Consider the following 13,864-nt stretch of genomic DNA (forward strand, 5'->3'; position numbering starts at 1 on the left):
GGAGCGGTCGGCGCTCAGACCGGGAGGAGGCGCCCGATGAGCTCCCCGAGCTGCCGGGCGTCCCGGCAGGGCCGCATGTCGACGAGCTCCGCGTAGGTGTGGGCGACCGAGTCGCCGGTGGACCACAGGGCGCGCCGCTCGGGGTTGAGCCAGTACACCCGGCGGGCCCGTCCGGCGATCAGCGCGAGCGCCGGGAGCCGGGGGTCGGCGTGGTTGGTGCGGGCGTCGCCGAGCACGAACACGACGGTACGGGGTCCCAGCGCGTCCGCGTAGCGCTCGGTGAACTCGTCGAGCGCCGTCCCGTAGTCGCTCTGCCCGTGCCAGCCGGTCACGGCCGCCTCGGCCAGGATCCGCGCGCCGAGCCCGGCCGGATCGTCCCGGCCGCGCGCCACCAGGTCCGTCACCTCGTCGGTCCGGTTGACGAAGGCGAACACCCGGACGCGGCCGAACTGGTCGTGCAGCGCCCGCACCAGCAGCATCGTGAAGCTCGCGAAGCCCGCGACGGAACCCGAGACGTCGCACAGCAGCACCAGCTCCGGCCGCGCGGGGCGCCTGCGCCGCAGCACCGGGCGCACCGGCACGCCCCCGGTGGCCAGCGAACGCCGCAGGGTGCGCCGCAGGTCGATCTCGCCGCGCGCGGCCCGGCGGCGGCGTGCCGCCAGCCGGGTCGCGAGCAGCCGGGCCAGCGGCCGTACCGTACGCCGCAGCTCGTCGAGCTGGTCCCGTCCCGCGAGCAGGAAGTCGATCCGGTCCGGCGGCGTGCCGACCGCCCGGCGGGCCACCCGGTCCCGGCCCTGACGCTCGGCCACCCGGCGGCGCGCCTCGGTGCGCACCCGCTCCCGGAAGCCCTCGATACGGTGCCGGATCTCGTCGTCGGTCAGCCGGTCGGCGAACTCCGGCTCCCCGGCGGCCCCTGCGCGCAGCATCGCCCGGACCCGGGCCAGCAGCGTCTCGGGGCGCAGCCGGGACAGCGTCTGGTACGAGGACCAGCCGTCCGAGCCGGGCGCGGCGCCCGAGCCGTACGCCCCGAGCCCGCCCACCGCTTCCCCGGCCAGCCGGTTCAGGGCCGCGTCGTCACCGGCGGCGAGCGCGAGGGCCAGCCGCTCGCGCAGCTCCTCGCGCAGCCGGGCGAGCTCCCCGGGCGGGACGGCGGCCGTGTCGTGCGGCTCCCGGGGCGCCTCCGCCGCGTCCGGCAGCGCCTCGACCAGCGGGAAGTACAGGTCGAAGACCCGGTCGAACACCGGCCGCAGGGCCTGGCCGTGCAGCAGCGTCGCGGCGAGCGCGGCCCGCGTCCGCTCCCGGTCCGCGAAGCCGACCGCCGCCAGCGCCAGGCCCGCGTCGACGGTCTCGCCGGTGCCGATCCGGAAGCCGTGCTCCCGCAGCGCCCGCACCAGCCCGGTGACCCGGTCGGCGGCGCTCACAGCGCGCCCAGGTCCAGCTTGGCCGCCGCCCTCCGGATGTCCTCCTGGTGCTTCAGAAGCACCCCGAGGGTGTCGCGGACGACCTCCTCGTACAGCGTGTCCGCGCCCAGCGCGAGCAGGGTGCGGGCCCAGTCGACGGTCTCCGCCACGGAGGGCGCCTTGCGCAGGTCCATCGCGCGGAGCGCGTTCACGACCCGGACCACCGAGGCGGCGAGGGCCGCGTCGATGCCGGGCACCTTCTCCCGGACGATCCGCCGCTCCAGCTCCTCGTCGGGGAAGTCGATGTGCAGGAAGAGGCAGCGGCGGCGCAGCGCCTCGGAGAGCTCGCGGCCGGCGTTGGAGGTGAGGACGACGAAGGGGCGGCGGGTGGCCGTGATGGTGCCGAGCTCGGGCACGGTGATCTGGAAGTCGCTCAGCACCTCCAGGAGCAGCCCCTCGATCTCGACGTCGGCCTTGTCGGTCTCGTCGATGAGCAGCACGGTCGGCTCCTCGGAGCGGATCGCGGTGAGCAGCGGGCGGGGGAGCAGGAACTCCTCGCCGAAGACGTCGGTGCGGGCCTCGTCCCAGCTCTCGCCGCGCCCGGCGGTGATCCGCAGCAGCTGCTTGGCGTGGTTCCACTCGTACAGGGCACGGGCCTCGTCGACGCCCTCGTAGCACTGGAGCCGGACCAGGCGGGCCCCGGCGACCCGGGCGACGGCCTTGGCGAGCTCGGTCTTCCCGACCCCGGCGGGCCCCTCGACGAGCAGCGGCTTGCCGAGCCGGTCGGCGAGGAAGACGGTGGTGGCGACGGCGGGCGAGGCCAGATAGCCGGTGGCGGCGAGGCGTTCGGCGACCTCGTCGACGGAGTGGAAGTACCCGGTCGTCATTGCTGTCCCCCGAGAAGCGCAGGTGAGTTACCGCCCAGTAGTGGCAGCGTACCCGCCCGGGGAGCCCCGCCGCCGGGATCCTTCCGGCGGCCCTCACGCAGGGTGACCCGGCCCTGGTCCGGGGGGTGCCGCGCGCGCGGCGGACGGGCCGCTGATGGAATGGGGGTGAGGGGAACGGCGGTGGAGGTGCGGTGGCGGAGCGAGCTGGGGAGCGGGCGGCCTGGCCGGAGGGGGAACACGAGGCCGTCCTGGCCCGGCTCGACGCCCTGGAGCACGCGGCGGCCGAGATCGGCACCGCGCTCGACGAGCGGACCGTCTGCGCCGAGCTCGCCGCCTTCCTGGTACGGCGGGTCGCCGACGCCGCCGACGTCGTCCTCGGGCCCCCGGACGGCATCCCGGCCGCCGCGTCCGGCCCGCTCGCCTCGGCCGGCGACACCGCGCTCCTCGACGGCCCGCACCCGCCGCTCTCGCTGCCCCTGCCCGCCCGGGACGGCACGGTCCTCGGCCGGGTACGGGCCGCCAGGGCGGGGCGCGGGCTCACCGCGCACGAGACCGCCGTCGTGGCCCACGCGGCCCGCCTCGCCGCCCTCCACCTGGGCCACGCCCGCACGCTCGCCGCCACCGAGGCCACCGCGCTGCACCTCCAGCGCGCCCTGGTCGCCGAACCGGGCCGCCCGCACCCCAACCTGGAGATCGCCGGGCGCTACCTCCCGGCCGGCCCGCGCACCCTCGTCGGCGGCGACTGGTTCGAGACGGTCCGGCTGCACTTCGGGCGCAGCCTCCTCGTCGTCGGCGACGTCATGGGGCACGGCCTGGACGCCGCCGTCGACATGAACGCCTACCGAGGCGCCCTGCGCGAGGTCGCCGCCACCGACCTGCCCCCGCACCGGGTGCTGCGCCAGCTCGACGCCGTCGTCGCCGAGGACGAGGGCCGCCGCCCCGCCACCTGCCTGCTCATCCAGGTCGACCCGGCCCGCTCCACCGCGACCTTCGCCAGCGCCGGCCACCTCCCGCCGGCCGTCTTCGCCGCCGACGGCTCCGCCGAGCTGGTGGACCTCCCGGTCGGCCCGCCGCTCGGCACCGGCCTCGGCGGCTACGAACCGGCCGTCCGCACCCTCACCCCGGCCGACACCCTGCTGCTCTTCACCGACGGGCTCGTCGAACGGCGCGGCGAGGACATCGACCACTCCCTCGCCCGCCTCGCCGCGCTGCGGCTACCGGCCGGTTCCGGCCCGGCGGCGGTCGTCGACGAAGTGCTCCGCGGACTCGACGCGCACACCGCTGAGGACGACGTCGCGGTGCTCGCCGCCCGGGTCCGCGAACGCCCCGCGCCCTGACCGGAGTCGGCGGTTTCCGGACTCGGCGCGATTCTTTCCAGCAGGACGCTTGTGCGGCACCCCCGGGAGGGGCACGCTCCTCGTATGAACACAGCCAGGCACGCCAGTGAACGCCTGATGAGCTGGCCCTCGCTGATCGCCGGCCGCGCGCCCTGCGGCGCCGAGCTCGGACTGCGCACCGCGACGCAGGAGATCGTGCACTTCCACGGTGAACACGAGGCCGACGTCCACCTGACCCGCGCCATGATCGCCCGGCTGCGCCCGGCCCTCCTCGGGTCGAGCGCCCTGCGCCTGCGGGCCGGCTCCGGCTGGGTGACGGTCCGTCTGGACATGGGCTCGGACATCGACCTGCTGGCCACCCTGGTGAGCGCCGCCCTCCAGGCGACCGGCGCCCCCTACCCGGCCCACGACCCGGCCCCGGACCACTGCACCCGGACCCGCATACCCTGCTGACCCGCCGGACAGGCCCTACGGCATCGGGAAGAGCATGCAGGTGCTGGTGGCGTGGCCGAGCAGCCGGTCCTCCGCGTCGTACAGCCCCGCCTCCGCCAGTGCCGTGCGCCGCCCCTGGCTGAGCACCGTGCCGATCGCCCGCACCTTCCCGGTGTCCTTGGTGACCGGCCGCAGGAACCGGGTGGACAGGTCCAGCGAGGTGTACGCCATGCCCCGCGGCAGCGTGGAGTGCACCGCGCAGCCCGCCGCCGAGTCGAGCAGCGTCGCGTAGACCCCGCCGTGCACGCTGCCGATCGGGTTGTAGTGCTCCTCGCCCGGCTCGAAGCCGAACACGGCCCTGCCGTGCTCCACCTCCTCCAGGCCGAATCCCAGCAGGGAGCCGAGCGGGGCCGGGGGCAGCCGGCCCGCGGCGATCTCCCGCAGGAAGTCCAGGCCCGCCATCGTGCCCGCGGCGTCGGCGGTGGCCGCCGCGTCCTGCCACCGCACCGTCCGTGACCGCTCCATCGCGCCATCCCCTCGCCGTGCCCGTGCCCGCGCCGGTGGTCCGGCGGGCCGTGCTCCTCATGCTTCTGACTTCGAAGATCGAAGTTAGGGGGGCCTCGGCTGACTGTCAACAACGCAGCCAGCCCACTACAGTGGGGCGATGCAGTACCTGGAGATGGACACCGAGAACTGCCCGGTGCGCCGCGCGCTCGACCTCGTCGGCGAGAAGTGGTCCCTGCTGATCCTGCGGGACGCCTTCAACGGGGTGCGCCGCTACGACGACTTCCGCCGCCACCTCGGCCTCTCCGAGGCCGTCCTCGCCGACCGGCTCCGCAAACTGGTCGCCGCCGGCATCCTGCGCGCCGAGCCCTACCGGGAACCCGGCGCCCGCACCCGCTCCCGGTACCGCCTCACCGCCAAGGGCCGCGACCTCTGGCCCGTCCTGCTCGCCCTCAAGCAGTGGGGCGACAGCCACGCCGGCGACCCCGCCGGGACCCCGCTCGACATCCGCCACTCCGGCTGCGGCGCCCCCGTCCGCGTCGAGGTCGTCTGCGCCGCCGAGGAGCACGCCGTCCTCACCCCGTACGAGGTCTCCGTCCGGCCCGGCCCGGCCGCCCGCCCCCGGCTCGGCTGACCCCGCTGCACCCGATCGGCGGCATCCCGGACGGGTTCGGGCGGCGAGCGGGGTACCCCACGAGACATGTCCCCCGATTCCGGCGCGCCGCACGAGCCTGCCCCCGCCGAGCACGGCCACTGGTTCCACCGGCTCCACGCGCGCGTCCTCGCCTCGCCCGCCGGACTCGCCTGGAACCGCGGGCGGGAGATGGAACTCATGCACCGCGCCATGGGGTTCGCCGCGCTCAGCCTGCTCACCCTCGTCCCCCTGCTCATCGTCGTGGCCGCCGCCGACCTCGCCAGCGGCCAGGGCTTCGCCCGCTGGCTCATCCAGGGCCTCGGCGTCTCCCAGGTCTCCCAGGAAGAGGTCGAGCGGCTCTTCGGGCAGCCGGGACAGGCACTCCAGCGCACCACCGCCTTCGGCCTCGCCGCCCTCGCCGCCTTCGGCGTGACCTTCGGCTCCGCCGTCCAGACCGGCTACGAACGCGTCTGGGACCTCCCCACCGCCCGCTGGCACACCGCCTGGCGCCACGTCGTCTGGCTCGCCGTCCTCGTCGCCGCGCTGCTCCTCTTCGTCGCCAGCCCCACCCCCGACACGTCCCCCGCGGGTGTCACCGTCCTCGTCGCCCTCGGCGACCTCGTCGGCACCTTCCTCTTCTTCTGGTGGTCCCAGCGGCTCCTGGTCTGCGGCCGCATCCGCTGGCGCGCCCTGCTCCCCGGCGCCGTCCTGACCGCCTTCGGCCTGCTCGGCCTGCGGATCTTCTCCCAGTTCGTCTTCTCCCCCCTGATCGCCTCCAACGCCGTCACCTACGGGCAGTTCGGCACCGTCCTCGTCCTGCAGTCCTGGCTCGTCGGCGTCGGCTTCGTCGTCTACGGCGGCGCCCTCGCCGGCCGGCTCGTCCACGAACACCTCGTCCTGCGCCGCCTGGAGCGGGCCGCCCGGCAGGCGCCGCGCCCGGGCCCCCGGCACCGCTGAACCCGCCGCCCGCCGCCCCCGGGGCGACCCGCGGATTCGGCCACCCCGGTGATCACACGATCCGGTGACACAGCCGCGCGACGCCCGGCCGGGCCGCCCGGACCGCTTGGATGGGAGGCGACCCCCGCCCCTCGCTCCGTCGAAAGAGAGCCGCCCATGGCCCACACCTGGCTGCCGCCCGCCGAGTACATCGCCACGCTGCCGCGAGCGACCGCGTACGCGTGTCTCTACTTCACCGACACCCAGGGCCGACCCTTCCAACTGCGCACCGCCTACGGGACCGGGCTGTGGCACTCGCCCGGCGGGAACATGGACCCGGGGGAGACCCCCTGGCAGACCGCGGTACGGGAGTGCCGCGAAGAGACCGGACTCGTCTTCGCGGGCGAACCCCGGCTGCTCGCCACCCACTTCGTCTCCGACCGGGGCGACCACTGGCCGGCCAACACCATCGGCTTCTACTTCGATGGAGGCGAGCTGACCGACGCCCAGCTCGCCTCCGTCGTCCTCGACCCCGAGGAGCACAGCGAGTACCGGCTGCTCACCCTCGCCGCATGGGAGCGGGAGATGACCCCGAGCGCCTTCCGGCGCCTCGCCGAGATCGACGGCGCCCGCCGCACGGGCACGACCCTCTACGTGGAGAGCGCCGGGGACCACTGACCGACACGGCCGGACCCCGCCGGACACCGCCGGATCCGGCCGCGCCGCCGCGCGAATCCGCGCGGCGGCCGTAACCTCCGTGCCCCTCGGCAGTTGACCAGGCCATGAAGAAGCGCAGCATGCTCGCCATCGCCTCCCTGGCCGCCGGTGTCGTCACCGCCCTGGTCTCCCCGGCCCCGCACGCCGACGCCGCCGAGCACGGCCCCGCCGACTCCGTCACCGGCCTGCTCCAGGAGGACCAGCTCCTGCAGGACGACACGCAGATCGACTCGCTCCTGGAGGACACCGTCCAGGGCGCCGACGGCGCCGACAGCGTCGTCAGCGCCGTCCAGGCCCCCGGGGCCGGTGACCTCGTCTGAATCCCCGCACCCCGCCACCCGGGCGGGGGTGGCCCGTGCGCGTGGAGTGCCGGGGGAATGACAGGATGTCCCCATGAGCGACAACAAGAGCAACGTTTACTTCGACATCACCATCAACGACGAGCCGGCCGGCCGGATCGTCTTCCAGCTGTTCGACGAGGTCGTCCCGAAGACGGCGCGCAACTTCCGCGAGCTGGCCACCGGCGAGCACGGCTTCGGCTACGCGGGCTCCCCGTTCCACCGCGTGATCCCCGCCTTCATGCTCCAGGGCGGTGACTTCACCCGCGGCAACGGCACGGGTGGCAAGAGCATCTACGGCGAGAAGTTCGAGGACGAGAACTTCACCCTCAAGCACGACCGCCCGTTCCTGCTCTCGATGGCGAACGCCGGCAAGAACACCAACGGCTCGCAGTTCTTCATCACCACGATCGTGACCGACTGGCTCGACGGCAAGCACGTCGTCTTCGGTGAGGTCGTCGAGGGCTCCGAGCTCGTGAAGAAGATCGAGTCGCTCGGCTCCCAGACCGGTGCCACCCGCGGCTCCATCAAGGTCGCCGCCTCCGGCACCGTCGAGGCCTGACCCGACCGCACGGCCCACGCCGAGCAGTCCCCGCCCCCGCGCCCACCAGGGCCGGGGGCGGTCGCGCGTCCCGCGCCGCCCGCCGGCCCATATCGGGATGCGCCCCGCCGCCTCGGCGGGTAGGTTCGAGTCCAGCACGGTCCGCGGCACCCGCCGCGTCCGACCCACGCCGTACCGGGAGGTGAACCCCAGATGCGCGAGCAGTACCCCGTCCGGGCCCTCCCCACCGCCGCGTCGCACTGATCCGCGCCGGGAGCGCCCGCACCGTCGAGCACTCCCCAGCGAAGGAACCATGAACGCCACCCCTTTCCGGATCTCCGTGTCCGAGGACGTCCTGCGCGATCTGCGCGCCCGGCTCACCCGCACGCTCTTCACCGAGCCCTCCGACGCCGCCTACTGGGCCGCCGGCACCGACCCCGGCTGGCTCCGCGAGACCGTCGCCTACTGGGCCGACGGCTTCGACTGGGCCGCCGCGGAGGCCCGGCTCAACGCCTTCCCGCAGTACCGCGCCGACATCGGCGGCCGGTCCACGCACTTCGTCCACCTGCGCGCCCGCCGCCCCGCCGCCCCGGAGGGCCCCGCCCCGCTGCCGCTCGTCCTCAGCCACGGCTGGCCGAGCAGCTTCGTGGAGATGCTCCAGCTCGCCGAGCGGCTCGCCGACCCCGCCGCGTACGGCGGCGACCCGGCCGACGCCGTCGACGTCGTCGTGCCCTCCCTGCCCGGCTTCCTCTACTCCGAGCTGCCCGCCGGGCCCTTCACCCGGCAGGGCGTCGCCGAGACCTGGCACACCCTGATGACCGAGGTCCTGGGCTACCGCCGCTACGGGGCCTTCGGCGGCGACATCGGAGGCGGCGTCACCCAGTGGCTGGGCGCCCTCCACCCCGAGGCCGTCGCGGGTGTCCACATCACCTCCGCCGTCGTCTCCGCCGACTTCGAGGCCGAGCCGCCGACCGCCCGCGAGGGCGTCTACCTCGACGCCCTCGACAGATACGACCGCGAGGACCAGGGCTACAGCGAGATCATGTGCACCCGGCCCGACACCCTCGCGGCGGCCCTGCGGGACTCGCCCGCCGGACTGCTCGCCTGGATCTCCGACAAGTACCGCGACTGGAGCGACTGCGGCGGGGACCTGGAGAAGCGCTGGGACCGCGACACCCTGCTCACGGTCGTCACCCTCTACTGGGCGACCGGCACGATCGGCTCCTCCTTCCGGCAGTACTACGACTACCACCGGCACAACCGCGCCGTGCCGCCCGTCCACGTCCCCGCGGCCGTCACCCTCAGCCACGAACCCGCCTACGCCGACTACCCCCGCAGCCTCGCCGAACGGGTCTTCCGCGACCTGAGGCACTGGTCCACCCCCGGCCGGGGCGGCCACTTCATGGCCCACGAGGAGCCGGACCAGGTCGCCGGGGAACTGCGGGACTTCTTCACGCCCCTGCGCTGAGAGCCAGCGCCAGGGCACGGGCGAAGCCGTCGGGGTTGTCGATCATCATGTTGTGCCCCGCCGCCGGGACCTCGATCACGCGTATGCCAAGCCCCGCCGCCTGCTCGGCGTCGGGGTCCGGCAGACTCAGTCCGCCCACCAGGAACGCCTTCGGGCGCGGCAGCGCGGCGAGCAGCTCGCCCGCCGCCGGGACCGAGCCCGCCACCAGCGCCACCGCGCTGCGGTGCACCGCCAGCGGGTCGGCGAGCCGGAGCCGAGCCGCGTAGTCCGGCCGGTCCGCGTCCGCGCCCGCCAGCATCGCGGCGAAGCCCTCGCGGACGAAGAAGGCCTCGTCCTGCGCGGCGACGGGGGAGGAGAAGGCGCCCCCGCCAGGGGAGAGATTCGGCTCCGCCACCACCAGGCGGTCGACCAGGTCCGGCCGGGACGCCGCCAGGTGCACGGCGACCGCGCCGCCCATCGAATGCCCGACCAGCTCGACGCCGGACAGCCCCTCGTGGTCGAGGATCCGGGCGACGGCCGCGGCCTGCGACTCCATCCGGTAGTCGAAGGCGGCCGGCCGGTCGCTCAGCCCGAAGCCCAGCAGATCCACCAGGAGCGAGCGGCGGCCGGCCAGCGCCGGATGCGCGGCGATGTGCGCGAAGTCGGAACCGCCCGTGCAGCCGAGACCGTGCACGAAGACCCGGGCGGGCCCCCCGCCCGGCAGGTCCAGCCAGCGCACATGCCCCCCTGCCTCCGCCAGGAACAGCTCCCGCATCGCCCCACGCCCCTTCGTCGCGCCCCGCCGGCCGGCTCCCCACCGGCACCGGCCACCCTACGAGGCGCCACTGACAACGCCCCGGGCCTCAGCCCCCCTCGGCCCCCTCGCCGTAGCGGCGCTCGAACTTCGCGATCCGGCCCTCGCTGTCCACGGTCCGCGCCTTGCCTGTGTAGAAGGGGTGGCTCTCCGAGGAGATCTCGACGTCCACCACCGGATACGTGTGGCCGTCGTCCCACTCGATCGTCTGGTCGCTGCTCGCCGTGGAGCGGGTCAGAAAGGCGAACCCCGCGGAACGGTCCCGGAAGACCACGGGCCCGTACTCCGGCTGCTTGTCCTGCTGCACATGTCCTCCTCGGTCGGACGGGCACACTTCCCCCGGTCCGCCCAGCCTCCCCGCGACCGGCCCGCACGACCAGCGCCGCACGTCCGAGCGGGTGACGGGACCGTCAGGACCCGTGCCCGTGCGGGCCCCAGCGGGCCGCCAGCAGGAGGGCGATGTCGTCCGGGCGGTCCGGGGCCTGGCGGGCGTCCCGGATCAGCCGGTCCGCGGTGTCCGCGAGGGCGGCCGAGCCCGTCGACGCGAAGACGCGGCGCAGACTTTCGATCCCCTCGTCGATGTCCGTGCCCGGCCGCTCCACCAGGCCGTCCGTGAACAGGGCGAGCACCTCGCCCGGGTCGAGCCGCAGCCGGGTCACCGGGTAGCTCGCCGCGCTGTCCACGCCGAGCACCACGCCGCCCGCCAGCTCCACCACCTCGGTGCTGCCGTCGGCCCGGCGCAGCAGCGGCTGCGGATGCCCCGCGCGGGCCGCCTGGAGGGCCCCCGTCGCCGCGTCGAGCACCACGTAGCAGCAGCTCGCGAACTGGCCCGGGTCCAGGTCGATCAGCAGCCGGTTGGTGCCCCGCACCACGTCCTGCGGGCGGTGCCCGCCCAGCGCGAACGCCCGTACCGCGCTGCGCAGCTGCCCCATCGTCGCGGCGGCGGCCACCCCGTGCCCCTGGACGTCGCCGATGACCAGAGCGAGCTGCCCGTGGCCCGTCTCGATCACGTCGTACCAGTCGCCGCCCACGTCCATGCCCTCGGTGCCCGGCAGATACCGCCCGATGGTGTCCACGCCCTCGTGCACCGGCAGCCGGTGAGGCAGCAGCGCGTCCTGGAGCCCCCGCGCGAGCGCCGCCTCCGAGTCGTACCGCTGGGCCCGTTCGAGGGCCTGGGCGATCAGCCCGGCCAGGGCGGTCAGCACCGTCCGCTCCTCCGCCGTGAAGCCGCGCGGCCGGTCGAAGCCGAGGATGCAGGAGCCCACCGGCCGCCCCGAGGCGATCAGCGGCAGGAAGGCCCGCGCGCCCGAGTGCGCGTCCAGCGGCAGCCCCGGATAGGCGGCCCCCAGCCGCGACATCGACTCGAAGAACAGCGGGCGGCCCGTGGTCAGCGTCTCCACCCCGGGCATCCGCGCGTCCAGCCGCACCCCGTCGAAGGGCTCCAGGAAACCCGGCGGGAAGCCCGTCTCCCAGGCCAGGTACAGATGCCGCTCGCTCAGCAGGTAGATCGCCAGCTGCCGTCCCCCGAAGGCCGGCAGCAGCTCCTCCGTGACCACCGCCGACACCTGGCGGGCCGTCACCGCCTCGGACAGCGCGATGGCGAGCGCCACCGGACGGTACAGCGCCTCGGCCCGCCCCTCGGGCGAGGCCAGCCCGTCGGCGTCGGCCGCCTCGGCGTCCGCCGGCCGGTGCGCCGGATCGCTCTCCGGGACCAGCACCATCGTCACCCCGTCGTGCCCCGGGTAGAGCGACACCGACAGCCACTCGCCGTGCCCCGGGTGCGCCAGGAAGTGCGCGGCCCGGTCCGAGAGTAGCGCCCCGCGCAACTGCTCCTCGTGGTACGGGTGCGCGAACCACGGCAGCGCCTCCCACAGCGGGCGTCCGGCCAGCGCGCGGCGCGGCACGCCCAGCAGCGACTCGGTGCGGGCGTTGACGTAGGTGATCCGGCCGAGCCGGTCGATGGCGAGGATCGCGCGCGGCAGCCGGTCGGTGGCGTCCGAGCCGACCAGACCGGTCCCGAGGTCGACCAGCGAGCCGGTGAGCACCTTGCCGCCGCCGCCCCCCTCCACCGGGCGCGCGGTCACCTCCAGCAGGTGCAGTCCCCCGTCCGGCCCCTTCAGCCGGATCCGGCGCGCGGCCGGACCGCCCGAACCCGCCGCCTGGCGCGCCAGCGCCCACAGCGCGTACGCGTCCTCCGGCATCAGCCGGGAGGTGAGCGCGCCCACGGTCCAGGGCAGCGGGCCGGCCTCGCCCAGGATCGCCCGCAGCCCCGCGTCGGCGGTCACCTCGCCGGTGTCCAGGTCCCAGTCGAAGTAGCCGATCCGCACCGGCGGCGCCGTCCGGGTCGGGAGCTGCACGCAGACCGGCTCCCCGCGCCACTCGACGGGCGTCCCGGCGGCTTCGAGCGCCGCGAGCTCCGCGCCCAGCCGCCGGGCCTCGTGCAGGATCCGGCCGCGGTCCCGGGCGGCCACCGGGACGCCCGGGGTGGGCGTCCGCAGCACCACCAGGACCCCGTACCGCTCCCGCCCGCCGACGACCGGCGCGAACATCGAGGCGAAGGGGAACGGCAGGCTGGCCACCATCTGCGGGAAGAGCCGCATGGCCTCGTCCACGTCCGCCAGGTGCACGGGCTGCCCGGAGCGGTGGGCCTCGGCGACGGGGAACGGCCGGTTCACGTGCATCCGCCACCACGGGCGGAACAGCGGCCCCGGCAGCCCCGCCAGCATCGCGAGGCGCAGCAGCCCCGGCGTACCCGACCGCAGGTACACCCCGCCCGCGTACCCGCCGAGCGACTCCACGGCCCGCAGCGCCGCCTCCGTGAGGACCAGCGCCAGGGCGTCGGGCACCGGCCCGTCGACGCCGGCGCCCCGGGACGGGGGACCGGACTCGGCCGACGGGGCGGGTCCGGCCGCGCCGTACGACGTCACACAGCCAGGATGCTCCGGCCCGGACGGCCCACGCATCCCGAGGTACGAACGTGTGAACCGCCCGGCGGCCCCATTGACCCGGTCCCCGGGGGCTCGCCAGACTCGGTCCTCGGCTGCCGCGGCGGGCGCGCAGCCCCACCACCTCGCGACCAGGGGGCCTGATGACCGGCCGGGTTCTTCCGTACGACGTCCAGGGCAGCGGGCCGCACCGCGCGCTCGTCCTGCACAACTGGTTCGGCGACCGCACGAGCTTCGACCCGCTGCGGGCCGAGCTCGACGACGGCGCCGGGTCCTACGCCTTCCTCGACTGCCGCGGTTACGGGGAGGCGATCGACGCCGACGGGGCGTACACCATGGAGGAGGTCGCGGCCGACGCGCTGGCCGTCGCCGACGACCTCGGCTGGGACTCCTTCTCCGTCGTCGGGCACTCCATGGGCGGCAAGGCGGCCCAGCTGATGCTCCTCGACGCGCCGGAGCGGGTGCGCTCGATCGTCGGGATCTCGCCGGTCTCCGCGGCCGGCTTCCCGCTCGACGCGGAGACCTGGGAGCTGTTTGCCGGCGCCGCCGAGGACCACGGCCGCCGGCGGGCGATCATCGACAACACCACCGGCGGCCGGTACGGCGACGACTGGCTCGGCGGGCTCGTCGAGCGCTCGGTGCGGCGCTCCTCGCCGACCGCCTTCCGGGCCTATCTGGACTCCTGGTCGCGCGCCGACTTCCACGAGCGGGTCCGCGACAACCCCGTTCCGGTGCTGCTCGTGGTCGGCGCCCACGACCCGGCGCTCGGCAACGAGGCGATGGAGGCCACCTGGCTGCGCTGGTACCCGAACGCGCGCCTGGAGGTGCTGCCCGACGCGGGCCACTACGCCCCCGAGGAGGCCCCGAAGGCCCTCGCGGACGCCATCGAGGCCTTCCTGGCGGGCTGAGGGCGGAGGAAGAGCGTCCGGTCT

Annotated in this window: 15 protein-coding genes; 9 read left to right on the forward strand and 6 right to left on the reverse strand. The window is 75.2% G+C overall.

What is annotated here, in order from left to right:
- Positions 1-14: 14 nt before the first annotated feature.
- A complete protein-coding gene (locus ACZ6J5_RS08420) occupies positions 15-1,421 on the reverse strand; it encodes a VWA domain-containing protein (protein WP_469389033.1) in 1,407 nt (468 codons plus the stop codon).
- The gene (locus tag ACZ6J5_RS08425; RefSeq protein WP_469389035.1) at positions 1,418-2,287 is read right to left on the reverse strand and encodes an AAA family ATPase; all 870 of its coding nucleotides are present in this window, start codon (positions 2,285-2,287) and stop codon (positions 1,418-1,420) included. The genes ACZ6J5_RS08420 and ACZ6J5_RS08425 overlap by 4 nt, the downstream gene beginning before the upstream one ends.
- A 191-nt stretch (positions 2,288-2,478) precedes the next feature.
- On the opposite strand from ACZ6J5_RS08425, the gene ACZ6J5_RS08430 reads away from it, so the two are divergent.
- Both ACZ6J5_RS08430 and ACZ6J5_RS08435 read left to right on the forward strand, forming a co-directional pair.
- Entirely contained in the window at positions 2,479-3,624 is a 1,146-nt protein-coding gene (locus tag ACZ6J5_RS08430) for a PP2C family protein-serine/threonine phosphatase (protein WP_469389037.1), read from the forward strand.
- 84 nt (positions 3,625-3,708) lie between these two features.
- Positions 3,709-4,077 carry a luciferase domain-containing protein gene (locus tag ACZ6J5_RS08435; protein WP_469389039.1) on the forward strand — a complete coding sequence of 123 codons (369 nt, stop codon included), beginning with the start codon at positions 3,709-3,711 and terminating at the stop codon, positions 4,075-4,077.
- A 15-nt stretch (positions 4,078-4,092) separates the two neighbouring features.
- Here the strand turns inward: ACZ6J5_RS08435 and ACZ6J5_RS08440 are convergent, their stop codons facing one another.
- A complete protein-coding gene (locus tag ACZ6J5_RS08440; RefSeq protein WP_469389041.1) occupies positions 4,093-4,581 on the reverse strand; it encodes a PaaI family thioesterase in 489 nt (162 codons plus the stop codon).
- A gap of 139 nt (positions 4,582-4,720) precedes the next feature.
- Here ACZ6J5_RS08440 and ACZ6J5_RS08445 point away from each other — a divergent pair, with 139 nt between their 5' ends.
- The 6 genes from ACZ6J5_RS08445 (at position 4,721) to ACZ6J5_RS08470 (ending at position 9,194) form a co-directional block, all read left to right on the forward strand.
- On the forward strand, positions 4,721-5,194 hold the full coding sequence (locus tag ACZ6J5_RS08445) for a winged helix-turn-helix transcriptional regulator (RefSeq protein WP_469389043.1): 474 nt from the start codon (positions 4,721-4,723) through the stop codon (positions 5,192-5,194).
- A gap of 66 nt (positions 5,195-5,260) precedes the next feature.
- Complete coding sequence (locus ACZ6J5_RS08450; protein WP_469389046.1) at positions 5,261-6,151, forward strand: YhjD/YihY/BrkB family envelope integrity protein; 891 nt, start codon at positions 5,261-5,263, stop codon at positions 6,149-6,151.
- 156 nt (positions 6,152-6,307) lie between these two features.
- The gene (locus ACZ6J5_RS08455) at positions 6,308-6,808 is read left to right on the forward strand and encodes an NUDIX domain-containing protein (RefSeq protein WP_469389047.1); all 501 of its coding nucleotides are present in this window, start codon (positions 6,308-6,310) and stop codon (positions 6,806-6,808) included.
- Between the two features lie 104 nt (positions 6,809-6,912).
- On the forward strand, positions 6,913-7,167 hold the full coding sequence (locus ACZ6J5_RS08460; protein WP_469389049.1) for a hypothetical protein: 255 nt from the start codon (positions 6,913-6,915) through the stop codon (positions 7,165-7,167).
- A 73-nt stretch (positions 7,168-7,240) separates the two neighbouring features.
- Positions 7,241-7,747, forward strand: coding sequence for a peptidylprolyl isomerase (locus ACZ6J5_RS08465; RefSeq protein ID WP_469389051.1), 507 nt, complete (start codon positions 7,241-7,243; stop codon positions 7,745-7,747).
- 292 nt (positions 7,748-8,039) lie between these two features.
- Positions 8,040-9,194, forward strand: a complete 1,155-nt coding sequence (locus ACZ6J5_RS08470; protein WP_469389053.1) for an epoxide hydrolase family protein — start codon at positions 8,040-8,042, stop codon at positions 9,192-9,194.
- On the opposite strand, the gene ACZ6J5_RS08475 is transcribed toward ACZ6J5_RS08470, so the two are convergent.
- The 3 genes from ACZ6J5_RS08475 to ACZ6J5_RS08485 all read right to left on the reverse strand — a co-directional run bounded on the left by ACZ6J5_RS08475 (position 9,178) and on the right by ACZ6J5_RS08485 (position 12,914).
- Positions 9,178-9,948, reverse strand: a complete 771-nt coding sequence (locus ACZ6J5_RS08475) for an alpha/beta fold hydrolase (protein ID WP_469389055.1) — start codon at positions 9,946-9,948, stop codon at positions 9,178-9,180. The genes ACZ6J5_RS08470 and ACZ6J5_RS08475 overlap by 17 nt on opposite strands.
- 88 nt (positions 9,949-10,036) lie before the next feature.
- The gene (locus tag ACZ6J5_RS08480; RefSeq protein ID WP_469389057.1) at positions 10,037-10,294 is read right to left on the reverse strand and encodes a type B 50S ribosomal protein L31; all 258 of its coding nucleotides are present in this window, start codon (positions 10,292-10,294) and stop codon (positions 10,037-10,039) included.
- Between the two features lie 103 nt (positions 10,295-10,397).
- Positions 10,398-12,914 carry a PP2C family protein-serine/threonine phosphatase gene (locus tag ACZ6J5_RS08485; RefSeq protein WP_469389059.1) on the reverse strand — a complete coding sequence of 839 codons (2,517 nt, stop codon included), beginning with the start codon at positions 12,912-12,914 and terminating at the stop codon, positions 10,398-10,400.
- Positions 12,915-13,075: 161 nt separating this feature from the next.
- Between ACZ6J5_RS08485 and ACZ6J5_RS08490 the strand changes: the two genes are divergently transcribed.
- Positions 13,076-13,840 (forward strand): alpha/beta fold hydrolase, encoded by a 765-nt coding sequence (locus tag ACZ6J5_RS08490; protein ID WP_469389061.1) that lies wholly within the window; start codon positions 13,076-13,078, stop codon positions 13,838-13,840.
- Positions 13,841-13,864 lie beyond the last annotated feature (24 nt).

The organism is Streptomyces sp. NPDC042100 (assembly GCF_055582325.1).